Genomic DNA, 24,076 nt, shown 5'->3' with positions numbered 1-24,076 from the left:
CTTCGAGCTGTTCCCCCACCTGTCGATCACCGAGAACCTGACCATCGCCCAGATGAAGGTGCTCGGCCGCTCCAAGGAAGAGGCTACCGCCAAGGGCCTGAAGTACCTGGACCGCGTGGGCCTGAAGGCGCAGGCGGCCAAGTTCCCGGGCCAGCTGTCGGGCGGCCAGCAGCAGCGCGTGGCAATTGCCCGCGCGCTGTCGATGGATCCGATCTGCATGCTGTTCGACGAGCCGACCTCCGCGCTGGACCCGGAAATGGTCAACGAAGTGCTGGACGTGATGGTGCAGCTGGCGCAGGAAGGCATGACCATGATGTGCGTGACCCACGAAATGGGCTTCGCGCGCAAGGTGGCCAACCGCGTGATCTTCATGGACCAGGGCAAGATCGTCGAGGACTGCGCCAAGGAAGAGTTCTTCGGCAATATCGAAGCGCGCTCCGAGCGGGCCAGGCAGTTCCTGTCGAAGATCCTGCATCACTGATGCGGGCAGCCGCCTCGCCGCGCTGATGGGTGGCAGGCAGGATGCAAAAAGGGACGCCTCGGCGTCCCTTTTTGCATGGCTTGCCCGCAATCGTTCAGGTGCAGGCGCTGTTGGCCGCGTTCTTGGCCTGGACTTCCGGCGGGATCGGCACCGTCAGCGTCATCACCGAGCGGCCTTCCTCGAACATCATCAGCTCTCCGGGCGCGAAGGCGGTCCAGGTTTCGTTGTCGGTCAGCGGCGCGGTGGCGATCACCGCCACGCGGTCGTCGGGCGTGGTGACCTGGGCGAAGTCGATCGACAGGTCGGCATCGATCAGGTGGGCGGTGGAGAACGGCCACTGGCGCACGATGTAGTACAGGCGCGTGGAGCAGTGGGAGAACAATGCCTGGCCGTTGGAAAGCAGGTAGTTGAACACGCCGTGCTGCGTGATCTCGCGCGTGATGTCGGCGAGCGCGTGGCACAGCTCGTTGAGCGGCGGCTGCGAGCCGGGGAAGCGCTTGCGCAGCCCCTGCATCAGCGTGCAGAAGGCGAGTTCGCTATCGGTGTCGCCGACCGGCTGGTAAACCCCTGACAGGAAAGGCGAGAAGTCCTTCAGGTCGCCGTTGTGGGCGAAGATCCAGTGCCGCCCCCACAGCTCGCGCATGAAGGGGTGGCAGTTTTCCAGCCGCACCGTGCCCTGGGTCGCCTTGCGGATATGCGAGATGACGTTCTTGGACTTGATCGGGTAGCGCTTGACCAGCTCGGCCACCGGCGAGGTGCCGGCGGACTGGTTGTCGATGAACAGACGGCAGGCCTTGTCCTCGAAGAACGCCACGCCAAAGCCGTCGGCATGGTGATCCGTGACGCCGCCGCGGGCGGCGAAGCCGGTAAAGGAGAACGTCACGTCGGTCGGCGTGGCGCAGTTCATGCCGAGCAGCTGGCACATGGCGGGCACCGGAGCGGCAGCAGGCTGCCGGATTGCAATAGAATGTTCCATTATCCGGCCTGCCCGGCTTATCTGCCAAGCGCAGCGCGCCTTGCAGTGCGTTTCCCCCCGATTTCAATACAATTCAGCGGGCCCTCGAGACATGAGCAAATACAAGATCGCAGTCATTCCCGGCGATGGCATCGGCACTGAAGTGATGCCTGAGGGCCTGCGCGTGATGGACGCCGCCGCGCGCCGGTTCGGCATCGACATGCAGTTCGACCACTTCGACTTCTCCAGCTGCGACTACTACGCCCGCCACGGCAAGATGCTGCCGGACGATTGGTTCGACACCCTGGTCAAATACGACGCCATTTATTTCGGCGCGGTGGGCTGGCCGGACGCCGTGCCCGACCATGTCTCGCTATGGGGTTCGCTGCTGCAGTTCCGGCGCTCTTTTGACCAATATGTCAACCTGCGCCCGGTGCGGCTGATGCCCGGCATCCGCAGCCCGCTGGTGGACCGCGATGGCAATGCGCGCAAGCCGGGCGACATCGATTTCTATGTGGTGCGCGAGAACACCGAGGGCGAATACTCCAGCATCGGCGGGCGCATGTTCCCCGGCACCGACCGCGAGGTGGTGATCCAGGAAACGGTGATGACGCGCACGGGCGTGGACCGCATCCTCAAGTTCGCCTTCGAACTGGCGCAAAAGCGCCCGGCCAGGCATCTGACCTCGGCCACCAAGTCCAACGGCATCTCCATCACCATGCCCTACTGGGATGAGCGGGTGGAGGCCATGGCCACCAACTACCCCGGCGTGAAAGTCGACAAGTACCACATCGACATCCTGACCGCGCACTTCGTCCAGCACCCGGACTGGTTCGACGTGGTGGTGGCCAGCAACCTGTTCGGCGACATCCTGTCCGACCTGGGCCCGGCCTGCACCGGCACCATCGGCATTGCGCCCTCGGGCAATATCAACCCGGACCGAACCTTCCCCAGCCTGTTCGAGCCGGTGCACGGCTCCGCGCCCGACATCGCCGGGCGCGGCGTGGCCAACCCGATCGGCCAGATCTGGTGCGGCGCCATGATGCTGGAGCACCTGGGCCAGCCGGAAGCCGGCGCGGCCGTGCTAGGCGCCATCGAGAAGGTGCTGTCGGCCGGGCCGGAGCATGCCCCGCTGACCCGCGACATCGGCGGCAAGGCCGGTACGGCGGACCTGGGCCAGGCCATCGCGGGCGCGCTATGAGCACGGGCGCCCAACCTATCCCGGCCACGGCGGCCGACGCGCGCAGCCTGCTGCTGGAGAGCTTCCGTGCCGCGGTAGCGGCAGCCGATCCGCTGCGCATCGTGGCGGACCACTTGCCGCCGCCCCAGGCTGGCGGACGCACCCTGGTGGTCGGCGCCGGCAAGGCCGCGGCCTCGATGGCGCTGGCCGTGGAGCGGGCTTATGCCAGCCAGAACAGCGCGGTGCAGCTCGACGGCCTGGTGGTGACGCGCTACGCCCACGGCCTGCCGACCGAACACGTCCGCGTGATCGAGGCCGGCCACCCGGTGCCAGACGAGGCCGGCGAGCGCGCCGCGGCCGAGATCCTGGCGCGGGCGAGCGAGCTTGGGCCACATGACAAGCTGATCGTGCTGGTGTCCGGCGGCGGCTCCAGCCTGCTGTCGCTGCCTGCGGAGGGCATCGCCATGGCGGACCTCAAGGCCACCACGCAGGAGTTGCTGCGCTGCGGCGCGCCCATCACGGACATGAATATCGTGCGCAAGCACCTGTCGCGCATCCAGGGCGGGCGCCTCGCCCAGGCCTGCCGCGCGCCGGTGACCACGCTGATCGTGTCGGACGTGGCCGGGGACGACCCCAGCGCCATCGCTTCCGGCCCCACCGTGCCCGACGCCAGCACCTACGCCGATGCGCTGGCGATCCTGCGCCGCTACGGTGCGGCGGTCCCGCCGGTGGTGCAGGCTTACCTCGAGCGCGGTGCACGCGGCGAAGTGGCGGAAACGCCCAAGCCGGGCGATCCGCTGTTCGCGCGGGTGGAGAATCGCGTCATTGCCACCGCCCACGGCAGCCTGGTGGCGGCAGCGGATCACTTCCGCGCGCGCGGCATCCAGCCGGTGGTGCTGGGCGACACGGTGACCGGCGAGGCGCAGGAAGTTGCCCGGGTCTACGCGGCACTGGTGCGCGAGATACGCGCGTACAATGCGCCATTCGCGGCGCCCGTGGTGCTGATTTCCGGCGGTGAATGCACCGTCACGCTGCCGCAGGGCGGTGGCGGGACGGCTGGAAAGCCCCGTGGCGGGCGCTGCTCGGAGTTCCTTCTGTCGCTCGCCCTGGAGCTGGATGGCGTTGATAATGTGTATGCCATCGCGGCGGACACCGACGGCATCGACGGCTCCGAGGACAACGCCGGCGCGTTGCTGGACCCGTCCACGCTAGCGCGTGCGCAGGCTGCCGGCGCACCGGCGCGCGCCCGGCTCGACGCGCATGACGCGTGGGGCTTCTTCGGGGCCGCCGGCGACCTCGTGGTGACGGGCCCCACGCGCACCAATGTGAATGACTACCGCGCCATCCTGATTCTGTAATCCAAAGCAAGCGCCAGCCGCGACTGCCGGCCGGCCCCCCGAAAGCCATGACCCAGACTCTCACCATCACCCGCCCGGACGACTGGCACCTGCACCTGCGCGACGGCACGGCTCTTGCCGCCGTCCTGCCGGATACCGCCCGCCAGTTCGCCCGCGCCATCATCATGCCCAACCTGAAGCCGCCCGTGACCACGGTGACGCAGGCCGCGGCTTACCGCGACCGTATCCTGGCCGCGCTGCCGGCCGGCATGGCGTTCGAGCCGCTGATGACGCTGTACCTGACCGACAAGACCACCGCCGAGGAAATCATCGCGGCCAAGGCCAGCGGCTTCGTGCACGGGGTCAAGCTGTATCCGGCCGGCGCCACCACCAATAGCGATGCCGGCGTGACCGACCTGCGCCACTGCGCGGCAGCGCTGGAAGCCATGCAGCGCGTGGGCCTGCCGCTGCTGGTGCACGGCGAAGTGACCGATCCGGCGATCGATATCTTCGACCGCGAGGCCGTCTTCATCGACAAGGTCATGACGCCGCTGCGCCGCGACTTCCCCGGGCTCAAGGTGGTGTTCGAGCACATCACTACCAAGGACGCGGCCGAGTATGTGCGCGATGCCGACGGCCCCGTCGCCGCCACCATCACCGCGCATCACCTTCTATACAACCGCAACGCCATTTTCACCGGCGGGATCCGGCCGCACTATTACTGCCTGCCGGTGCTCAAACGCGAGACCCACCGCGAAGCCCTCGTGGCTGCGGCCGTGTCCGGCAGCGAGCGCTTCTTCCTCGGCACCGACAGCGCGCCGCACGCGCGCGGGCTGAAGGAACATGCCTGCGGCTGCGCTGGCTGCTACACCGGGCTGCACGCCATGGAACTGTACGCCGAGGCGTTCGAAGCCGCCGGTGCCCTGGACAAGCTGGAGGCCTTTGCCAGCTTCAACGGCCCGGCCTTCTACAGCCTGCCGCGCAATAGCGGCACGCTTACCCTGGTCCGCGAGGAATGGGAACTGCCGGCCGAACTGCCGTATGGCGATACCACGCTGGTGCCGCTGCGCGGCGGCGAGACGCTGCACTGGAAGGCCCGCTAAGCCGCGCTGGCGAAGTGGACGCGGCAGTGGAAGCGGCAGTGAAAGCAAAAGGTCATGTCCGGCCGGTGCCGGCGTCACAGGATGCCGACGCCGTAGCCAGGCTAGCGCTGGCCGCCGCGGTGGCGCAGATCGACTGGGCACAGCCGTGGTTCCGGCCGTTCGCCACCATCGGCACGGCGCTGGATAGTGCGCTGAAGGGCGGCGCCGACCTGCGCGCCGTCCTCGGCACAATGGCCACGCAACGTGCGCTGCGCAATGCCCGCGGCGTGCCGCTGCGTTTCGTTGCGCAAGCCGAACTGCCCGCCGGCACGGCCTACGAGGCGCATATCTACGCCACCGGCGCCGTGCCGACGCGCGACAACCTGCACGATTTCTTCAATGCGCTCATCTGGCTGCATTTCCCCCGTTCCAAGCGGGTGCTGAACCGGCTGCAGGCCCACACCATCGCGGCGGCAGGCGTGCACGGCCGCCGTGGCAGCCTGCGCGACGCCGCCACCTTGTTCGACGAGAACGCCATCCTGTTCCTGAGCGCCGACAGTGGCCTGGAGTCCGTGCTGCGCGGCTTCGGCTGGGAGCATCTGTTCGTGGCGCGGCGGGATGTCTGGGACGGTAGCGAGCACGCCGGCAGCCGTGACGGCACAGCCCGCTGCAGCGTGGTGCCCTTCGGCCACGCCCTGCTGGAAAAGCTGGTGCGGCCCTACAAAGCGCTGACCGCGCATGCGTGGCCGCTGGCCGTCCCGCCGGCCGCCGGCGCTGCGCTGCCTGGCTCGCTCGACGATTCCGTGTGCGCCTCGCTCGAGGCGGCCGAGTTGCACAGCGGCCGCTTTGCGCCATTGCCGGTGCTGGGCATCCCCGGCTGGTGCGAAGCCAATCGCGATCCGGCCTACTACGCGGATGCCACGGTGTTTCGCCGCGGGCGCCGCGCGCAGGCTGCATGAGGGTGGCCGTTTCGTGGTCAAACGGTGTTAGACTGCGGGCCGCAAAGCAGGCCAGACAATCGCTGCTTGCATCCTCGCGGTGCAAGGGGAGGAAAGTCCGGACTCCACAGGGCAGGGTGTTGGCTAATAGCCATCCACGGCAACGTGCGGAATAGGGCCACAGAGACGAGTCTTGCCATCGGGTTCGCCTGATGGGAAGGGTGAAACGCGGTAACCTCCACCTGGAGCAATCCCAAATAGGCAGGCATTGAGGCGGCCCGCTGAGCCTGCGGGTAGGGAGCTTGAGCCGGTCGGTAACGACCGGCCTAGAGGAATGATTGTCACGTGCCGGCAACCGCAAGGAAGCCGGCGCGCACAGAATCCGGCTTATCGGCCTGCTTTGCTTCCGATTCTTTAGTGTGGCGCGCACCCATCCCAATGGGAGCGCCACAGCAGGCCCCCCCGGGGCTGGCCAGGCGCCAGGCGCCTACACCTCTACAATTTCCACCGTGTGCGTGATTTCCGCCGTCTTGGCCAGCATGATCGAGGCCGAGCAATACTTGTCGTGCGACAGGTGGATGGCGCGCTCGACAGCGCTGGGGTTCAGGTTCCGGCCGCTCACCGTGAAGTGGAAGTTGATCTTGGTGAACACCTTCGGGTCTTCGCTGGCGCGCTCCGCTTGCAGCTTGACGCTGCAGCCGCGCACATCCTGCCGGCTCTTCTTCAGGATCAGCACCACGTCATAGGCGGTGCAGCCGCCGGTACCCAGCAGGACCATTTCCATCGGACGCGGGGCCAGGTTGTGGCCGCCGCCCTCGGGCGCACCGTCCATCGCCACGATATGGCCACTGCCCGTCTCGGCCACGAAGCTCATGCCGTCGGTGCCCATCCAAGTTACTTTGCATTCCATTTTGTTCGATCCTGCGTTCTGGTGAGTGCGCATTCGATCACGAACACGCGATTTCGAAGCTTGCTTTTTGAGTATAGGCCACTTGCTGGTAAGCGCCGTAACTCGGCAATTTTCCCGGAAACTGAAGCTTTCTTCTAAGATGACAGTACTGTTACAGTACGTTAAACTCTTAAGTTATTGATTCTATTGAATAAAAAATATTCGTGTGCGGCTTCGTGATTTTTTACAATGCGGAATGCCATTTCGCACTGCAAATTTCCTTGCGCTGGGAGGGCACCCGTGTATAATTTGAATCATTGAACGACGGCGCACAAGGCGGCGCAGAGTGCGAAAGCGAATCGGATGGTTACAGCCACATTCGCCGGCCCGCACCGCGACCCAGCCCCGTCGATCTCCCGGTGTCTCCTCCACCCTCCTCCTTTGGTGGATTCAAACCCAAGCTCAATAGCTTGGGTTTTTTTTATTCTGCGCCTGTGCCGGCCAGATGCGCTTCCTGCTGCGAAGTGCCTCATGGCCTGCTTTCTTGCCGGTCGCTGCCGTTCCGGATAGCGAGCAGCACACTGAGCGGCACCATCTTGGCGTTCTTCCCTAACTTTCCTTGTGCTCAGGCCTCAGTCCGCAGTATACTCGTGGGCTTTTCCGTCATGCCCGCGGGAAGGAATTCAGGGAGAGCCTGCACATACAAGCAGGAAGGTCAGATCCTAAGGGTCGGCCGACGACGTAAAGTCAATGTTTCGGGCAGGTTCTACAAGTCTCAGGAAAAATCATGAAGACCTTTTCCGCAAAGCCTGCAGAGGTTAAGCGCGACTGGTACGTGATTGACGCGACGGACAAAGTCCTCGGCCGTGTTGCCAGCGAAGTGGCACGCCGACTGCGCGGCAAGCACAAGCCGGAATTTACTCCGCACGTCGACACGGGTGATTACATCATCATCGTCAACGCAGGCAAACTGCGTGTCACGGGTACCAAAGAAACCGACAAGAAGTACTATCGTCACTCGGGTTACCCGGGCGGCATTTACGAAACGACGTTCGGTAAGATGCAGCAACGTTTCCCGGGCCGCGCCCTGGAAAAAGCTGTGAAGGGCATGTTGCCGAAGGGCCCGCTGGGCTATGCGATGATCAAGAAGCTGAAGGTTTACGCCGAAGCCGAGCATCCGCATGAAGCGCAGCAGCCTAAAGCGCTGGAAATCTAAGGGGGCCATCCATGATCGGAAATTGGAATTACGGTACTGGCCGCCGCAAGAGCGCAGTGGCTCGGGTCTTCATCAAGTCGGGCAAGGGCGATATCATCGTCAATGGCAAGCCCATCAATGAGTATTTCGCTCGCGAAACCTCGCTGATGATCGTGCGCCAGCCGCTCGAACTGACTGCCAACGCACAGACCTTCGACATCAAGGTCAACGTGACTGGCGGCGGTGAAACGGGTCAAGCCGGCGCAGTGCGCCACGGCATCACCCGTGCACTGATCGACTACGATGCCACCCTGAAGCCGTCGCTGTCCAAGGCCGGTTTCGTCACGCGCGATGCGCGTGAAGTGGAACGTAAGAAGGTCGGTTTCCACAAGGCGCGTCGTCGGAAGCAATTCTCGAAGCGTTGATGTGTGTTCGGCAGGTCCGGTTCACCGGATCTGGCCGCGCCAGAAAAAAACCGCACGGTTCGCCGTGCGGTTTTTTTTCGCCCCCGGCGCTCGTGAAGACATGTGCAATAGCGCGCAACGGCTGGCTTTAACCACGTTTTACAAATACTTTGCATCTCCCCGGCTACAATCCCTGCTCCTGCCGCCCGGAGAACCCGACCATGATGCATAGGATGCGATGGCCAGCCGACCCGCACCGCGCCAGCCTGTCGGTGCCGCCCGCCCGCCGCGCATGAAGTATCGCTTGTTGCGCCCGCGCCGGGGCTCACTGTCCGGGAGCCTGGCGGTGCGTTCGCACCTGCCGTGGCGGCTTCGCGTGCTGGGCGCCGCGTTGATGCTCGTCGTCATGCTCGTCGTGGCGGTGGTCGCCGCGGGTTGGGCGTACGACGCTGGCCGGCGGCTCACCGGCGCGCCGGATATGACGGCGCAGGGCAAGGCGCTGCACGAGCAGGTTGCGGCGATGACGGCTCAGCGCGAGCGCTTGCAGGCGGTGGCCAACACCGCCGAGGCGCAGTTGCAGATGGCGCGCAGCGCCCAGGAGGCGCTGGCCGGGCAGTTGAAGACGGCAGAAGGCGAGGTCGCCCAACTCAAGGAAGACCTGGCGTTTTTTGAGAGCCTGCTTCCGGCCAGCGACAATACCTCCGGCATCCATGTGCGGAGTTTTCGCGTGGGTCTTGATGAAGCCGACCCACTGAAGATGCACTATCGATTGCTGATAATGCAGGGTGGATCCAAGGCTTTTTCATCCTTGCCTGAGTTCCGCGGTGAGTTACAGTTGGTCGTTTCACTGCTGCGGGATGGCAAGCCAGTCACATTGAGCCTGCCCGAAAACGGCGCCGGCCCGTTGCCTGGTCTGCGGGTCACGCACTACCAGCGGATTGAAAGCGCCTTTGCGCTGCCTGCGGGCGCCGCGGTGCGGGCGGTCACGGTACGAATTTTGCAAAACGGTCAGTTGCGCGCGACCCAGACGGCCATGCCGTAGGGCTGCGCTGGGCCAGCAACGAAAAAAGGGACCTATGTTGTTTTCCAAGAAAAAAAGCCTGTCTATCGATACCCTGATCGGCCAGCACAGTGTGATCCAGGGCGACCTGACGTTTTCGGGCGGCCTGCGCCTGGACGGCCGGGTACGCGGCAACGTGATAGCGGCTGCCGACCAGGCAAGCATGCTGGTCATCAGCGAAAAGGGCGTGGTCGAGGGCGAGGTCCGGGTCGGACACCTGATCCTCAATGGCACGGTCACCGGGCCGGTGCACGCGACCGAGCTGCTGGAGCTGCAACCGCACGCCCGCGTGCAGGGCGAGGTGCACTACGCCGCGCTGGAAATGCACCAGGGCGCATTGGTGGAAGGCCGCCTGGTGCCGCTCGGCAGTGCGGAGCCCAAGGCGCTGCCCAACCTGGTCCTGGCATCAGGTACCCAGGAATCCGCCTGATACGGCACCTCTGGCCTGATTGCACCAACAGAACCCCTTGAATTCACGGGGTTTCGGCACGATCTTCCCAGAGCGCTTAAAATACAGGCGTATCTACATAGGAGAACCCCATGAACGCAGTCGCAGAGGCACCCGTTACCGAGGACATGCCGGCCCCGTTCGTCTTTACTGACAGCGCTGCCGACAAGGTCAAGCAGTTGATCGAGGAAGAGGGCAATGCCGAGCTGAAACTGCGCGTGTTCGTGCAGGGCGGCGGCTGTTCCGGCTTCCAGTATGGCTTCACCTTCGATGAAGAGGTGAACGAGGACGACACCACGCTGGACAAGAATGGCGTCACGTTGTTGATTGACTCGATGAGCTACCAGTATCTGGTGGGTGCCGAGATTGATTACAAGGAAGACATCAACGGCGCACAGTTCGTGATTAAGAACCCCAACGCAAGCACCACCTGCGGTTGCGGCTCTTCGTTCTCGGTGTAAGGCTCGCAAGAGCGCCACGGATTCCGGCGGCAATAAAAAAGCGCACTTCGGTGCGCTTTTTTATTTACTTCTCCCGGCGCCAGACCACCGGGAACCAGTCTTCGCGCATCCGCTCGCCGCTGGCCAGCCCGATCCCGGGGAAGGGCGGCGAGGTACGGCCCGGCCGCTCCAGGTAGCGCACGTCGTCGCCCAGGAAACGTGCCGAGAAGGCGCGGCGCCGTCCCGCGCCGGTATTGCCCGCGGCGCCATGCACCGTGCGGAAGTCGAACACCACGGCATCGCCCGGCTCCAGCGCCGGCACCAGGATGGCGTGGTTGCCGTCGTCCACGTCCGGCATCTCCATGAACTGGTCGCTGCCGGCGTAGAAATTCTCATTGCTGGCCCAGCGCTTGGGCCGTACCAGCTTGGGCCAGCGGTGCGAGCCCAGCACCACGCGCAAGGTATTGGCGGTGGTGACCGGGTCCAGCGGGATCCAGTAGCTCGCGGTCTGCAGGCCATCCAAACAGTAGTAGGGCAGGTCCTGGTGCCACGGCGTAGGCTTTGCCGTGCCCGGTTCCTTGACCAGGATGTGCTCGTGGAACACCTGGACGGCCTCGGCCTGCATGATGTGGCCGGCGATGGCGGCGGCCGGCGAGCGCCGGATGAAATCGGCGAACGGCTGGATGCGCTCCCAGTTGCAGTAATCCTCGAAAAAACGGCCGCGTTCGCCGCTGCCGACGTTCTCGATGGCAAAGGGGCCGGGCTGGGCGAGATTCTGCTCGAATCCTTCGCGCAGCGGCGTCACCCAATCGGCGAAGGCGCCGCGCAATACTAGGGCGCCGTCGCGCTGGTAGGTCTCGATATCGGCTGTGGTGATGTGCATGAGGGTCCCGTGGATGGCTGGCCTGGGACGAGTATCGGGGTAGGGCGGTAATAGGAAAAGAATATATTTCCTATGCTGTAGTATAGGAAATCATGATTGGATTCTCCTTCCGCCAGCTCGAGTACTTTGTCGCGGCCGCCGAGCACGGCAGCATCAGCGCGGCTGCCCGCGCGCGCCACGTATCGCAGCCTTCGGTGTCGCAGGCCGTGGCGCAGCTCGAGGAAACGCTGGGCGAGGCCTTGTTTCGCCGCCAGGTCAGCCGCGGGCTGGAACTGACGCCGGCGGGCCAGCGCCTGCTGGGCCGCGCCCGCGACATCCTGGCACTGGCGGCCGGCCTGGCAAGCGAAGGTGCGGACCAGGCGCAGGCGCGTGGCCTTAGCGGGCAACTGTCGCTGACGTGCTTCCAGGATCTTGGCGCCTACTACGCGCCGCGGCTGCTGGCCGGCTTCCGGCGCCTGCATCCGCATGTTGCCGTGACGCTGTTCGAGGCCGACCTGGCCACGGTGCATCGCACGCTCACTGCCGGCAAGGCGGAACTGGCGCTGACCTACGATCTCGGTTTCGACCAGCGCATTGCGCGCTGGATACTTGCCCGGCTCGCGCCTTACGCGCTGCTGCCTGCCGGCCATGCGCTGGCCGCCCAGCAAAGCGTAAGCCTGAAAGACCTGGCGGGCGAACGGCTGATCCTGGAGGACATTGCGCAAACACGTGAGTACTTCCTCTCACTGTTCTGGGCGCACGGCTTGCGCCCGCAGCTGCACCAGTACACGCAGACCTTCGAGATGCAGCGCGGCCTGGTGGCGCACGGCTATGGCGTGGCGCTGTCATGCACGCGCCCGGCGGGCGACCACAGCTACGACGGCCAGCCCATCGTCTGCCTGCCGCTGCGCGAGGCCGTGACGCCGCAGCGCGTGGTGCTGGCGCGTTCGCCGGCCATGCGGCCTTCGCCCATTGCCGAGGCATTCATCCAGTGGGTTTGCGAGGCAGGCCACGCCGGGCCGGCATGAGGGTCGGGAGGTTTTGCTACCGAGGGTAGAGCGCGCCCAATACGCGCGGGCCGGCCGCGCCGGTGACGGTGGGCACATTGCCCGGCGCCCTGCGCAGCATCTGGCGCGCCAGCCAGGCAAAGGCGATGCCTTCCACCTGCGATACCGGAACGCCCAGGTCGTCCGAGCTTTGCACCGTGACGCCGGGCAGCGCATGCGCCAGCAGCGCCATCACCAGGCCGTTGCGGGCGCCGCCGCCGCACACGATCAGCCGCGCCGCGTCGGGCGCATGCAGGCGGATATCGCGGGCAATGGCCTCGGCGGTCAGCGCGGCCAGCGTGGCCTGCACGTCGGCGGCATCGAGTGCCTTGCCGAGCTGGGAAAGATGATTTTCCAGCCAGGCGGGATGGAACAGGTCGCGGCCAGTGCTCTTGGGCGGGGCCACGCTGAAATAGGGCTCGGCCAGCAGGCGTGCCAGCAGCGCCTGGTCGATCTTGCCGCTGGCGCCCCAGGCGCCGTCGGCGTCGTAGGCCAGGCCGTGATGCCGGTCGATCCAGTAGTCGAGCAGCACGTTGCCCGGGCCGCAGTCGAATCCGGTAACCGGCCGCGCCGCGCCACCTGCGCTGGCGGCGGGCAGCACGCTGATATTGGAGATCCCGCCGATATTGCACGCCACCCGCGTCTCGGCGGCGTCTGCGAACAGCGCCTGGTGCAGCGCCGGCACCAAGGGCGCGCCCTGGCCGCCGGCCGCCACGTCGCGGCTGCGGAAATCCGCCACCACGTCGATGCCCGTCAACTCTGCCAGCAGCGCGGGTTGCTGGCTCTGGCGGGTATAGCCGGTGCCATCGTACAAGCCGGGCCGATGGCGCACGGTCTGGCCGTGCGCGCCGATCGCCGCGATGGCGCCCGGCGCCTGGCCGGCATCGCGCAGCAGGGCAGCCACGCAAGCCGCATAGACGCGCGCCAGCCCATTGGCCGCCAGTGCCTCGTGGTGGATTTCATCATTGCCGGGCTGCTGCAGCGCTGCGAACGCGTCGCGCAGCTCGGCCGGGAAGGGCTGGAAGGCCGCCGCCAGCACCGCGGGCCGTGGCCCGGAGAAATCGACCAGCACGCCGTCCGCGCCGTCCATGCTGGTGCCGGACATGATGCCGATGAAGCAGTCTGAGGACGATGTTTGCATGCTGGCCGGGCGGGCTCGATCAATTGCTGGCCGAAGCCACGTTGTAGGTACGCAGCGCGTTGATGCGGCTGAGCATCTCGCTGGTATAGCTCAGGAACTGCTGGCGCGCCGGCCCCGACAGCGCGGGCGTGTCGAGCGCGGCGATGGCCAGCGGGTTCAGCGGCACATCGTTGACGCGGAACTCGTAGTGCAGGTGCGGGCCGGTGGCCCAGCCGGTCTGGCCGACGAAGCCAATGACCTCGCCTTGCGACACATGCTGCCCGCGCTTCATCGTGGCAAAGCCGGACAGGTGCGCGTAGTAAGTGGAGTAGCCGCTATGGTGCTTGAGGATGACGATGTTGCCGTAGCCGTTCTGCTGGCCGACAAACTCGACTTCACCGTCGCCGGTGGCCATCACCTTGGTGCCCGTCGGTGCGGCAAAGTCCACGCCTTTGTGCTGCGCCCAGTGGTGGTGCAGCGGATGGTCACGCCCGCCGAAGCCCGACGACACGCGCGAAAACTCCACCGGCGAGCGCAGGAACGGCCGCTTCATGCTGCGCCCGTCGAAGGTGTAGTACGCGCCGCCCTGCTTGCTGCCTTCCGGTGCATACCAGAGCGCCTGGTGCAACTGGTTGTGGTTGATCAGCTCGACCGCAACCACGCGGCCGTTGCGCACGAACGCGCCGTCGCGATAGCCCGCTTCGTAGACGATGCGGAAGCGGTCGCCGCTGGTGATGTCGTGGTGGAAGTCGATCACGCCGGAGAAGATCGAGAGCATCTGCTGGACGATCTCGTCGGGCACGTTGGCCGCGTCCATGGCCTTGAAGAAACCGCCGTTGGCGATGGCGCCGGACAGCATCTCGTAGTGCAGCTCGTTCTTCACCGACTGCACGCGGGCCTTGTAGACCGGATCGGCAGGGTCGCCCGCGCGTTCGATCACCAGCTCGCGGGAGGCGTTTGCGTCACCGCCGAGGTTGGCTTGCAGCGACACCAGCAGGTTGTTCTCGTCGACCTCGGCCTGCACCGTCTGGCCGGGATTGAGGTCGAACAGGCCGCGCGCAGTGGTGTTGCGGCGGATAAAGGCCTGCGCATCGGGGTCGTCCACGCCAAGCCGCTTGAGCAGGCTGCCAATCGTGTCGCCACGCTGCATGCGCTCTTCGCGCACAAAGGTAGCGTCGGTTTCGGTAAGCTGTTCGAGTTGTGTGCGTAAATCGGGCAGGCGTATCGCCTCCCGGACACGCGGAGCCTGGGGATCGTCGAAGGCGCTACGGGGGGCCACGCCCATGGCGGCGGCCATGCCCAGCGTGAACACCGTACCCACCGCCGCTGTCAACTGCTTGCGCCGACGGGCGTGCAGGGCATTGGTAGGATCGACTAGAACCACCAGCTCACGCGCGAAAACTTCGCGGAGTCTGGACCACATCACGTAAAATTCACTCTTTGTTTCGGGCTGCGCTGCCGCGACGATTTGCCTCGTCTGCCTTCCTCCCCCGAGGTGCGGCGCCTGCCATATTGGTTTGCCGCCTAGAATGGCGGTTGGCCCACGGGAGCATTCCCGTTTGCACAAGAAGCGCGGATTATACCAAAACCGGCCGCAAGCCGTTTTTGTGTCCCCGTCTGAATTCTCATGTTTTTCAAAGACTTACGTCATGACTGAAGTTTCCTCCGGCGCTGCCACCTCCTACCCCCTCACGCCCACAGTGATGCACGCCCTGGAGGTGTCCAAGCGCGGTTGCGACGAACTGCTGGTCGAATCCGAATGGCTGGCCAAGCTCGCGCGCAGCGAGGCCACCGGCGTGCCGCTGCGCATCAAGCTGGGGCTGGACCCGACCGCGCCCGATATCCATATCGGCCACACGGTGGTGCTCAACAAGATGCGTCAGTTGCAAGACCTGGGCCACCAGGTCATCTTCCTGATCGGCGACTTCACCTCCACCATCGGCGATCCGTCCGGGCGCAACGCCACCCGTCCTCCGCTCACGCGCGAGCAGATCGAGGCCAACGCCCAGACCTACTACAGCCAGGCCAGCCTGGTGCTGGATCCGGCCAGGACCGAGATCCGCTACAACAGCGAGTGGTGCGATCCGCTGGGTGCGCGCGGCATGATCCAGCTGGCGGCCAAGTACACCGTGGCGCGGATGATGGAGCGCGACGACTTCACCAAACGGTTCCGCACTGGGATTCCGATTTCGGTGCATGAGTTCCTTTACCCGCTCATGCAGGGCTACGATTCGGTCGCGCTCAAGGCCGACCTGGAGCTGGGCGGCACCGACCAGAAGTTCAACCTGCTGGTGGGCCGCGAGCTGCAGAAGGAATACGGCCAGGAGCAGCAGTGCATCCTGACCATGCCGCTGCTGGTGGGCCTGGACGGCGTGGAGAAGATGTCCAAGTCCAAGGGCAACTACATCGGCGTGACCGAAGCCCCGAGCGAGATGTTCGGCAAGCTGATGAGCATCTCGGACGACCTGATGTGGAAGTACTTCGAGCTGCTGTCGTTCCGCCCCATGAGCGAGATCGACCTGATGAAGCAGGAGATCTCGCTGGGCCGCAATCCGCGCGACTGCAAGGTGATGCTCGGCCAGGAGATCGTCACGCGCTTCCACAGCGCTGCCGACGCCGAGCGCGCGCTTGAGGACTTCAACCACCGCGCGCGCGGCGGCGTGCCCGACGAAATCCCCGAGGTCAGCCTTTCCGGCGCGCCGCTGGGCATCGGCCAGTTGCTCAAGCAGGCCAACCTGGTGCCTTCCACGTCGGAAGCCAACCGCAATATCGAGCAGGGCGGCGTCAAGATCGACGGCACCATCGTCAGCGACAAGGGGCTGAAGGTCGAGGCTGGCAGCTACGTCGTGCAAGTGGGCAAGCGCCGCTTCGCACGCGTGACGCTGGCCTGAGGCCGGGCAGGGACGGTTCATGATCGCGTTGATCCAGCGGGTCGCACAGGCCCGCGTCACTGTCGACGGCCGCACTACCGGGGAGATCGGCGCCGGCCTGCTGGCACTGGTCTGCGCCGAGCGTGGCGACACCGAAGCGCAGGCCGAGCGGCTACTCGCCAAGCTGCTGGCTTACCGCGTGTTCTCCGATGAGGCCGGCAAGATGAACCTGCCCGTGCAGGACATCGATGGCCGCGGCACGCGCGGCGGCCTGCTGGTGGTGTCGCAGTTCACGCTGGCCGCCGATACCAACAGCGGCACGCGGCCCAGTTTCACCCCGGCCGCGGCGCCGGCCGATGGCGAGCGCCTGTACAACCATTTCGTGGCGCGCGCGCGCGCCGCGCATGGCGAGGTGCAGACCGGCGAGTTCGGCGCCATGATGCAGGTCAGCCTGGTCAACGACGGTCCGGTCACCTTCTGGCTGCGCGTGCCGCCGGCCGCGCCGGCCACCAATTCCCAGCCAGCGCAGGCCAGCGGCTGATGCGGCGACGGCCTGACCGGACATGACCCAGACAGTTACCCTCTACATCGCCACCAGCCTCGACGGCATGATCGCTTCGCCGGACGGCAGCGTGGACTGGCAACTGGCGGCGCACCGCGCCTTCGACGACGGCCTGCTGCAGCTCAGCTACCGCCGCCGCACCTCACCGCCGGGACCGGCCTCGGCCTGATCCCGCATGCCGCGCAGCGCGCGGCGCAACCCAGCAAGGAGAGAAACATGAAACTCTGGAGCAAGGCATTTAGCGACAACGGGCCGATTCCCGTCGAGTTCGCTTTCGGTGCGATCGACCCCGCCACCCACGTGACGCTGTCGAGCAACCGCAATCCCGACCTGCACTGGGATGAGGCGCCGGCCGAGACGCGTTCCTTTGTGCTGACCTGCCACGATCCGGACGTGCCCAGCCGCGGCGACGACGTCAACCAGGAAGGGCGCGAAGTGCCCGCCTCGTTGCCGCGCGTGGACTTCTTTCACTGGGTGCTGGTGGATATTCCGATGGGGCTGCGCACTATCTCGGCGGGCACCCACAGTGATGGCGTGATCGCGCGCGGCAAGCCGGGCCCCGAGGCCACCGGCGGCACCGCCGCGGCGGGCGGGCTGCGCCACGGCCTGAACGACTACACCGGCTGGTTTGCCGGCGACCCGGACATGAAGGGCGACTACTACGGCTACGACGGCCCTTGCCCGCCGTGGAACGACAGCCTGGTGCACCGTTACGTGTTCACCGTCTACGCGCTCGACCTGGACCGCCTGCCGCTCGAGGGCACCTTCACGGGCGCCCAGGTGCGCGAAGCCATCCAGGGCCACGTACTGGCGCAGGCCGCCTTCACCGGCACCTATACCCTCAATCCGAAACTCGCCGGCCAGCCGGCGAAGTAAGCATGGGCCGCGCGGCGCGCAAGCGCTGCCCGCCAGGGACGCTACGACCGCGTAGCGTCGCCTAAATCGCCTAAATCGCCTAAAGCGCCTGAGTCGCGTAGAGGAAACGGCATGTCGCAATTGCCCGGGCCGCATTCGCTGGCCTTCACCCACCTGATCCTGATCCGTCACGGTGAGACCGCATGGAACCGCGAACGGCGCCTGCAAGGCCAGCTCGACATCCCGCTCAACGCCACCGGCGCGGCGCAGGCGGATGCCCTGGCCCAGGCGCTGGCGGTCGAGCCGATTGATGCGGTCTACGCCAGCGACCTGTCGCGCGCGATGCAGACGGCGGCGCCGCTGGCCGAGGCGCTTGGCCTTGCGGTGCAGCCCGATCCCCGCTTGCGCGAGCGCTGCTACGGCTCGCTCGAAGGCATGACCTACGCGGAAGTGGCCGAGCAGCTGCCCGAGGATTTCGCCAGGTGGCAAGCGCGGGTTCCCGACTACGCGCCCGATGGCGGTGAGTCCTTGCTGGCGTTTCACGAGCGCGCGGTGGAAGCCGCGCTGGCGCTCGGGCGCCGCCATCCCGGCGAGCGCATTGCCCTGGTGGCGCACGGCGGCGTGCTGGACTGCCTGTACCGCGAAGCCAACGACATGACGCTGGAGGCGCCGCGCCGGCACGAGCTGCTCAATGCCAGCATCAACCGGCTGCGCTGCGACAGCGTGCGGCTCACGGTCATGCAGTGGGCGGACGTGGGCCACCTGGAAACGCTTACCCTCGACGAAGTCGACCGCAGGGTGCCCTGAGCCGCGCTGGCCGCGCGCTACACCCGCAGGCGGAAGGGCGTGAAATCGGTATTGCGGTCGTAGAAGTCTTCGCGCTCGGCGCGCTTGAGGAAGTTCACCACCTTGTAGGTGACCGGCGTCATCACCACTTCCCATGTGGTCTTGAGGATGTACTGGGCAATGGCGACCTGGATCACCTTCTCCAGCGGCCAGATGCCGTAGAAGGCGATCACGTAGAACAGCGAGGAATCGACCAGCTCGCCGGCCAGCGTGGAGCCGATGGTGCGGGTCCACAGCCAGCGGCCATTGGTCCACAGCTTCATCTTGGCCAGCACGTAGCTGTTGGTGAAGCTGCCGCAGCAGAACGCGATCAGCGAGCCCATCGCGATGCGCCAGGTATTGCCGAAGACGTCTTCCAGGCTCTTCTGGTAATCGCTCATGAAGGGCGCCACCGGCATCTTCAGCACCGCCAGGCTCATGAAGGTGGCGAATGCCAGCGCGGCGAATCCGGCCCAGACCACGCGGCGATCCCGCCCGTAGCCGTAGACCTCGGTCAGCACGTCCCCAAAAATGTAGGAGATCGGGAAGAACAGCACGCCCGCGCCGAAGGTCACCGCGCCGATCACCGGCAGCGTGACCTGGGCCGCCTTGGCCGCGCCGATCAGGTTGGAGCACAGCAGGACCGTGACGAAAGCCACCATCACAAGATCGTAGTAACGATAGACGCGCCCGCTGTGGGCGGGCGTGGCGCTTGACATGGTCATCGGGGTGTTCCAGGGGCGATTTTGCGCGATTATGCCAGCCGCGCCACCACCTTGCCCCGCCACACTGTAGACGAGCGGGCACCCTGGCCGGGTCGCCACGGGCCAGGGCTGCCTGCGTGGGGGCTGCGGCTAGATGTTCAGCTTGCTGATCTTGGAGCCGTCCAGCGACACGTCGAACATCAGCCCGACATTGGTCTGCAGGAAGGCGATCACCGGCTGCTGGCCGGTGATCGTATCGAGTTTGCCGTTGGCACCGACCTTGGCGAGCGCCACGCCGGCATCCGCGCCGACCGTCCAGCCGCTGCTGCTGACGAACTTGTTGTAGGCATCGGGCGTCATGAACATCAGCACCACCGACTTGGACTGGCCGCCGGCAGTCAGGCCGACCGAGGCAGAGGTCGTGCGGTAGTAGCCCATCGGGGCACCGTTTGAGCGCAGCACGCCCTCGCCGTATTCGCCGCCAACTACCAGCCCAGCAGACAGCACACGCGGGAAAATCAGGATGCCCTGGGCTCGCGACGCCAGCTCGCGCGAGCCGTCGACTGTCGTGAACAGCCGGTTGAGCGCGCCGTCGGCACCGGCATCGATTTCTTTCTTCTTGGCCGCCGCGTCGGTTGGCGCATAGGTGCCGGTCGTGGTGCAGCCAGCCGCGAACGCGGTGGCCACGACCAGGCTCGAGCCCGCCAGCCGGGTGACAAAGTGGCGTCGATTCATGTGCTCTCTCCTGTCTGGGATCCGTTAGCCGGCCGTCGGGCATCTGCCGTCTGTCGTCGCCTTGCCTTGGCGGTCGGGGCTAAGTCATTGTGGACAAGGAGGTTGCCCGCAGCAATGCATGACAAAAGAATTGTCTGGGGGCCTCGAAACTATTTAATGCGGATTTCGATGCCGCTCAGGCAGGCGCCGGATCGCCGCTGTCCCCGGGGGCGGCCAGCCCGAAGTGCCGGTAGGCGGCAGCGGTGGCCATGCGGCCCCGTGGTGTGCGCTGCAGGTAGCCCTGCTGGATCAAGAAAGGCTCGAGCACGTCCTCGATGGTGTCGCGCTCCTCGCCGATGGCAGCGGCCAGGTTATCCACGCCCACCGGGCCGCCGCTGAACTTGAGCAGGATCGCTTCCAGCAGCTTGCGGTCCATCAGGTCGAAGCCGACCGCGTCCACGTCGAGCATGGCGAGTGCGGCGTCGGCAATCGCGCGGGTGATGTTGCCGTCTCCTTTGACCTCCGCAAAGTCGCGCACGCGGCGCAGCAGCCGGTTGGCGATCCGCGGCGTGCCGCGCGCGCGGCGTGCGATTTCCAGCGCGCCCATCGGGTCGATGCGGGCACCCAGCAGCTGGGCGGAGCGCGTGACGATGCGCGAGAGCTCCTCGGCAGTGTAGAACTCCAGCCGTGCCACGATGCCGAAGCGATCGCGCAGCGGGTTGGTCAGCATGCCCGCGCGGGTGGTGGCGCCGACCAGCGTGAAGGGCTGCAGGTCCAGCTTGACCGAGCGCGCGGCCGGGCCTTCGCCGATCATGATGTCGATCTGGTAGTCCTCGAGCGCCGGGTACAGGATTTCCTCGACGACCGGGGAAAGCCGGTGTATTTCGTCGATGAACAGGACGTCGTTGGCTTCCAGGTTGGTCAGCAGCGCGGCCAGGTCGCCCGGGCGCTCCAGCACCGGGCCCGAGGTCTGGCGCAGGTTGACGCCCATCTCACGGGCGATGATGTGCGCCAGCGTGGTCTTGCCCAGCCCAGGTGGCCCGAACAGCAGCACGTGATCGAGCGCTTCGCGGCGGTTGCGCGCGGCGTGCATGAAGATGTCGAGCTGGCCGCGCACTTTTTCCTGGCCGACGTATTCGTCGAGCAGCTTGGGACGCAGCGCGCGCTCGAAGGCCTCTTCGTTGGGGGAGACGGCGGTGGGGGCGATCACGCGATCGGGGCCCCGCTCGGTGGCTAGCTTGTCGGTTTCGATCATGTTACGGATGCGGGCAAAGTGGTTGGATTGTAGCCCTTCCGGGCGTGGCGCCGGCCGCGTGGGCCCTGTGCCGCCAGCGCGGGCTCAGCGTCGGGAGCGTCCTTGGCCCGCCCTCGATCCGGTCGGGTCAACCCTTGGATAGCGACTTCAGCGCCATCTTGATGCCGTCCGACACGCCAGTGCCGGCCGGCACCGGCTTGATCGCCAGTGCCGCCTCCTTCTCCGAGTAGCCGAGTGCCAGCAGGGCGTTGAGGATGTCGACGGCGTTGTCGTGCACCGGGGTGCTGCCGGGCGCAGCCCCAAGCTCGGCGCCCAGCTTGCCCTTGAGCTCTAGCAGCAGGCGCTCGGCGGTCTTCTTGCCGATGCCCGGCACGCGCGTCAGGCGCCCGGCTTCCTGCAGCGTGATGGCCTGCGCCAGTTCGCTGACCGACATGCCGGAGAGCACCGCCAGCGCCATGCGCGCGCCGATGCCGGTGATCTTGATCAACTCGCGGAAGGTGTTGCGCTCGGTGGCGCTGCCGAAGCCGTACAGCAGGTGCGCATCCTCTCGCACGATCTGCTGGGTCAGCAGGGTGACGGGATGGCCGACGGCGGGCAGGTTGTAGAAGGTGCTCATCGGCACGTCGATCTCATAGCCGACGCCGTGGCAATCGACCAGCAGGTGCGGGGGATTCTTCTCGATGAGGGTGCCGGCGATGCGTCCGATCATGGTGTGGTGTCTGCAGCGAATTACGGCGCGTGCGCCGGGATGGGAAGGGAGTGCGGCGGCGGGCACCGCAGGGGAAGGCCCGCCATCGCGAAGGCCGCCAGTGTAGCCCAGCGTGCGGCGTACCGGCGCTGCCGGGCCACATTGGCCGATGGCTATCGGCTATCGGCTATCGGCTATCAGCTATCGGCCCAGCGTGTCCACCGCCTGGCGTCCCAGCGCGGGATCGTCGGTGAAGAAGCCGTCGATGCCGGCGGCGAGGAATGCTTGCACCTCGCGCACCATGCCGCCGGGGCTGCGCGTGGCATCATCGCCGCCGGTGCGCAGGTTGCGCGGCAGGAAGGTGTTCTCAGGGCGGAAGGTATAGGGATGGACCAGCAAGCCGGCCGCGTGCGCGTTGCGCACCAGCGCGGTCGGCGTGCCGAGGTTGCCGTTGGCGTCGCGGGGCACCACGTTGGACTTCTCCGGGCCGATGCCGTTGGCGTAGCTGGCGACTTCGCGCAGGCCGATCGGGGTCATCATGTTGGCGAAGGTGCGGGTGTCGCCGGCCAGGCGCCAGTCGGCAGGCCGGTTCTTCGCGCCACCCATCAATTGGATGAGCTTCACATTGGGCATGCCCTGGGCCAGGCGCTGGCGCATCTCGCGCAGGTTGCCGGTCTCGAAGGACTGCACGAATACGGGCGCGCTGCGCGTATACGCATGGGCTTGCAGCGTGGCCACCAGCTTCTCCTCCAGCGGCAGCCCGATGCCGCGGAAATAGCTCGGGTGCTTGGTTTCCGGATACAGGCCGATCACGCGCCCGCTGCGTTGCGATGCCTTGGCCACCAGCTCGATGATCTCGTCGAAGGTGGGGATCTCGAACTTGTCGTTGTACTGGGTATTGGCCTTGCGCACCTGCGGGATGCGCTCGCGCGCGCGCAACGTCTTGAGCTCTGCCAACGTGAAGTCTTCGGTGAACCAGCCGTCCAGGCGCTCGCCGTCGATCACCTTGATGCGCTTGCGGCTGGCGAACTGGGGCAGCTCCGCCACATTGGTCGTGGTGCCGATCTCGTTCTCGTGCCGGGCTACCAGCACGCCGTCGCGCGTCATCACCAGGTCGGGCTCCACCACGTCGGCACCGTCGTCGATGGCGCGCTGGTAGGACGCCAGCGTGTGCTCAGGGCGCAGCGCGCTGGCGCCGCGATGCCCGATCACCAGCGCCTTGGGCGCGGTTGGCGCCGGGCTGGGGGCCGGGGCTGCCGGGGCGGTGGCCACGGGCGGCTGCGCGGCGCAGCCGGCGAGGACCGCGGCGGCCAGCGCGGACAGCAGTGCTGGCAGGCGAGCGGAGCGGGGCGAATTCAAGGCGCGGAACGCGCGAAGCGAGCGGAGCATGCGGCATCCTTTGGCGGGCGATCGCTCGATTGTAAGAGACTTGAAGGTGCAGGCGGCTGCTTAGCCGCTTGGCTCACTTAGCCGATCAGGCGCCCACGCCGTACGCGCATGCCCTTGCGCACCAGGTCCGGGGCCAGCCCGGTCAGGGCGGTGAGCGTGTTGCTGCCATTGGCATGGCAGATTGCCATGCCCAGCGCATCCGCCGCGTCGGAGCTGGGCCGCCCCGTCAGGCTCAGCAGGCGCATCACCATTTCCTGCACCTGTTCCTTGTTGGCGCGGCCGTAGCCGACTACCGCCACCTTCAATTGCAGTGCTGTGTACTCGAACACCGGCAGGCCATGCGCCACCAGCCCGCAGATCGCCGCGCCGCGGGCCTGGCCCAGCAGCAGCGTGGATTGCGGGTTGACGTTGACGAATACTTTCTCGATCGCGGCGCAATCGGGCGCGTAGGTGCGGGTGACTTCGCTGATGCCGTCGAAGAGGGTTTTCAGCCTTGCCGGCAGGCCGCTGTCGCCGTCGCTCTTGATGGTGCCGGAGGCGATGTAGGTTAGCTTGTTGCCGTGCTTTTCGAGCACGCCGAAGCCGGTGGTGCGGAGGCCGGGGTCGATGCCGAGGATACGCATGAGGGTCGGGCTCGGCTTTTAATGGGTGATGGGGGATTGTAACGTTGGGAGGGTAGGGGCGGCTGCAACTGCAACTGCAACTGCAACTGCAACTGCTTAAAGTCAACTGCAGTTTCACTACCCCTGCGGGGCGGCGACCTACTTTTTTGTCTTG

Annotated in this window: 27 protein-coding genes and 1 other RNA gene; 17 read left to right on the top strand and 11 right to left on the bottom strand. The window is 66.1% G+C overall.

The features are described 5' to 3' along the window. Positions 1–481 (top strand): amino acid ABC transporter ATP-binding protein (locus tag ACYP5B_RS03190; protein ID WP_459568512.1); only part of this gene is annotated, 481 nt, incomplete at its 5' end. Positions 482–575: 94 nt separating this feature from the next. Here ACYP5B_RS03190 and ACYP5B_RS03185 read toward each other — a convergent pair. Beyond that, positions 576–1,406, bottom strand: coding sequence for a class II glutamine amidotransferase (locus ACYP5B_RS03185; RefSeq protein WP_043343649.1), 831 nt, complete (start codon positions 1,404–1,406; stop codon positions 576–578). 142 nt (positions 1,407–1,548) lie between these two features. On the opposite strand from ACYP5B_RS03185, the gene ACYP5B_RS03180 reads away from it, so the two are divergent. The 5 genes from ACYP5B_RS03180 to rnpB all read left to right on the top strand — a co-directional run bounded on the left by ACYP5B_RS03180 (position 1,549) and on the right by rnpB (position 6,379). Then, on the top strand, positions 1,549–2,637 hold the full coding sequence (locus ACYP5B_RS03180) for a tartrate dehydrogenase (RefSeq protein ID WP_267605506.1): 1,089 nt from the start codon (positions 1,549–1,551) through the stop codon (positions 2,635–2,637). After that, positions 2,634–3,974: a glycerate kinase type-2 family protein gene (locus ACYP5B_RS03175; RefSeq protein WP_459568511.1), complete on the top strand. Its 1,341-nt coding sequence runs from the start codon at positions 2,634–2,636 to the stop codon at positions 3,972–3,974. Before ACYP5B_RS03180 ends, ACYP5B_RS03175 begins: the two co-directional genes overlap by 4 nt. Positions 3,975–4,021: 47 nt before the next feature. Next, a complete protein-coding gene (gene pyrC / locus ACYP5B_RS03170) occupies positions 4,022–5,056 on the top strand; it encodes a dihydroorotase (RefSeq protein ID WP_459568510.1) in 1,035 nt (344 codons plus the stop codon). 38 nt (positions 5,057–5,094) lie between these two features. After that, complete coding sequence (locus ACYP5B_RS03165; protein ID WP_459568509.1) at positions 5,095–5,994, top strand: DUF3025 domain-containing protein; 900 nt, start codon at positions 5,095–5,097, stop codon at positions 5,992–5,994. 43 nt (positions 5,995–6,037) lie between these two features. Then, positions 6,038–6,379: RNase P RNA component class A (gene rnpB / locus ACYP5B_RS03160), an RNA gene on the top strand. Positions 6,380–6,460: 81 nt separating this feature from the next. On the opposite strand, the gene ACYP5B_RS03155 is transcribed toward rnpB, so the two are convergent. Continuing rightward, positions 6,461–6,883: an OsmC family protein gene (locus tag ACYP5B_RS03155; protein ID WP_459568508.1), complete on the bottom strand. Its 423-nt coding sequence runs from the start codon at positions 6,881–6,883 to the stop codon at positions 6,461–6,463. A gap of 766 nt (positions 6,884–7,649) precedes the next feature. On the opposite strand from ACYP5B_RS03155, the gene rplM reads away from it, so the two are divergent. The 5 genes from rplM to erpA all read left to right on the top strand — a co-directional run bounded on the left by rplM (position 7,650) and on the right by erpA (position 10,430). Then, complete coding sequence (rplM, locus tag ACYP5B_RS03150; RefSeq protein WP_006156415.1) at positions 7,650–8,078, top strand: 50S ribosomal protein L13; 429 nt, start codon at positions 7,650–7,652, stop codon at positions 8,076–8,078. Between the two features lie 11 nt (positions 8,079–8,089). Next, on the top strand, positions 8,090–8,482 hold the full coding sequence (gene rpsI / locus ACYP5B_RS03145) for a 30S ribosomal protein S9 (RefSeq protein WP_006156414.1): 393 nt from the start codon (positions 8,090–8,092) through the stop codon (positions 8,480–8,482). A 325-nt stretch (positions 8,483–8,807) separates the two neighbouring features. Then, entirely contained in the window at positions 8,808–9,503 is a 696-nt protein-coding gene (locus ACYP5B_RS03140; RefSeq protein WP_459568507.1) for a DUF6776 family protein, read from the top strand. 34 nt (positions 9,504–9,537) lie between these two features. Next, positions 9,538–9,951, top strand: coding sequence for a bactofilin family protein (locus ACYP5B_RS03135; RefSeq protein ID WP_400095813.1), 414 nt, complete (start codon positions 9,538–9,540; stop codon positions 9,949–9,951). A 110-nt stretch (positions 9,952–10,061) separates the two neighbouring features. Continuing rightward, entirely contained in the window at positions 10,062–10,430 is a 369-nt protein-coding gene (gene erpA, locus ACYP5B_RS03130; RefSeq protein WP_150987988.1) for an iron-sulfur cluster insertion protein ErpA, read from the top strand. Positions 10,431–10,494: 64 nt separating this feature from the next. On the opposite strand, the gene ACYP5B_RS03125 is transcribed toward erpA, so the two are convergent. After that, positions 10,495–11,292 carry a phytanoyl-CoA dioxygenase family protein gene (locus ACYP5B_RS03125; protein ID WP_459568506.1) on the bottom strand — a complete coding sequence of 266 codons (798 nt, stop codon included), beginning with the start codon at positions 11,290–11,292 and terminating at the stop codon, positions 10,495–10,497. A gap of 92 nt (positions 11,293–11,384) precedes the next feature. On the opposite strand from ACYP5B_RS03125, the gene ACYP5B_RS03120 reads away from it, so the two are divergent. Beyond that, a complete protein-coding gene (locus tag ACYP5B_RS03120) occupies positions 11,385–12,299 on the top strand; it encodes a LysR substrate-binding domain-containing protein (RefSeq protein ID WP_400095811.1) in 915 nt (304 codons plus the stop codon). Between the two features lie 16 nt (positions 12,300–12,315). Here ACYP5B_RS03120 and ACYP5B_RS03115 read toward each other — a convergent pair whose 3' ends face one another. Further along, positions 12,316–13,458 carry an anhydro-N-acetylmuramic acid kinase gene (locus tag ACYP5B_RS03115; protein WP_400095810.1) on the bottom strand — a complete coding sequence of 381 codons (1,143 nt, stop codon included), beginning with the start codon at positions 13,456–13,458 and terminating at the stop codon, positions 12,316–12,318. Positions 13,459–13,477: 19 nt separating this feature from the next. Next, entirely contained in the window at positions 13,478–14,860 is a 1,383-nt protein-coding gene (locus ACYP5B_RS03110; protein WP_459568505.1) for a peptidoglycan DD-metalloendopeptidase family protein, read from the bottom strand. A 226-nt stretch (positions 14,861–15,086) separates the two neighbouring features. Between ACYP5B_RS03110 and tyrS the strand changes: the two genes are divergently transcribed. The 5 genes from tyrS (at position 15,087) to ACYP5B_RS03085 (ending at position 18,531) form a co-directional block, all read left to right on the top strand. Next, complete coding sequence (tyrS, locus tag ACYP5B_RS03105; RefSeq protein WP_318236705.1) at positions 15,087–16,328, top strand: tyrosine--tRNA ligase; 1,242 nt, start codon at positions 15,087–15,089, stop codon at positions 16,326–16,328. A gap of 19 nt (positions 16,329–16,347) precedes the next feature. Then, positions 16,348–16,848 (top strand): D-aminoacyl-tRNA deacylase, encoded by a 501-nt coding sequence (gene dtd / locus ACYP5B_RS03100; RefSeq protein WP_459568504.1) that lies wholly within the window; start codon positions 16,348–16,350, stop codon positions 16,846–16,848. A 22-nt stretch (positions 16,849–16,870) separates the two neighbouring features. After that, on the top strand, positions 16,871–17,038 hold the full coding sequence (locus ACYP5B_RS03095) for a hypothetical protein (protein ID WP_400095805.1): 168 nt from the start codon (positions 16,871–16,873) through the stop codon (positions 17,036–17,038). Positions 17,039–17,085: 47 nt separating this feature from the next. Next, on the top strand, positions 17,086–17,745 hold the full coding sequence (locus ACYP5B_RS03090) for a YbhB/YbcL family Raf kinase inhibitor-like protein (RefSeq protein ID WP_267605519.1): 660 nt from the start codon (positions 17,086–17,088) through the stop codon (positions 17,743–17,745). Positions 17,746–17,856: 111 nt separating this feature from the next. Continuing rightward, positions 17,857–18,531 (top strand): histidine phosphatase family protein, encoded by a 675-nt coding sequence (locus tag ACYP5B_RS03085; RefSeq protein WP_459568503.1) that lies wholly within the window; start codon positions 17,857–17,859, stop codon positions 18,529–18,531. Positions 18,532–18,548: 17 nt separating this feature from the next. Here the strand turns inward: ACYP5B_RS03085 and ACYP5B_RS03080 are convergent, their stop codons facing one another. The 6 genes from ACYP5B_RS03080 to ruvC form a co-directional block, all read right to left on the bottom strand. Further along, positions 18,549–19,274: a queuosine precursor transporter gene (locus tag ACYP5B_RS03080; protein WP_459568502.1), complete on the bottom strand. Its 726-nt coding sequence runs from the start codon at positions 19,272–19,274 to the stop codon at positions 18,549–18,551. 129 nt (positions 19,275–19,403) lie between these two features. Further along, positions 19,404–19,988 (bottom strand): BPSL1445 family SYLF domain-containing lipoprotein, encoded by a 585-nt coding sequence (locus ACYP5B_RS03075; RefSeq protein WP_459568501.1) that lies wholly within the window; start codon positions 19,986–19,988, stop codon positions 19,404–19,406. A 175-nt stretch (positions 19,989–20,163) separates the two neighbouring features. Next, positions 20,164–21,222, bottom strand: a complete 1,059-nt coding sequence (gene ruvB, locus ACYP5B_RS03070; protein ID WP_318236699.1) for a Holliday junction branch migration DNA helicase RuvB — start codon at positions 21,220–21,222, stop codon at positions 20,164–20,166. Positions 21,223–21,349: 127 nt separating this feature from the next. Further along, a complete protein-coding gene (gene ruvA / locus ACYP5B_RS03065) occupies positions 21,350–21,931 on the bottom strand; it encodes a Holliday junction branch migration protein RuvA (protein ID WP_006156399.1) in 582 nt (193 codons plus the stop codon). Positions 21,932–22,111: 180 nt separating this feature from the next. Continuing rightward, entirely contained in the window at positions 22,112–23,299 is a 1,188-nt protein-coding gene (locus ACYP5B_RS03060; RefSeq protein ID WP_459568500.1) for a glycerophosphodiester phosphodiesterase, read from the bottom strand. A 77-nt stretch (positions 23,300–23,376) separates the two neighbouring features. Beyond that, a complete protein-coding gene (gene ruvC, locus ACYP5B_RS03055) occupies positions 23,377–23,922 on the bottom strand; it encodes a crossover junction endodeoxyribonuclease RuvC (RefSeq protein WP_267605525.1) in 546 nt (181 codons plus the stop codon). Positions 23,923–24,076: the final 154 nt, after the last annotated feature.

Source organism: Cupriavidus sp. 8B, from assembly GCF_054589115.1.
Note: the sequence above shows the minus strand (reverse complement) of the source record. Positions and strands in the feature narration are given on the sequence as shown.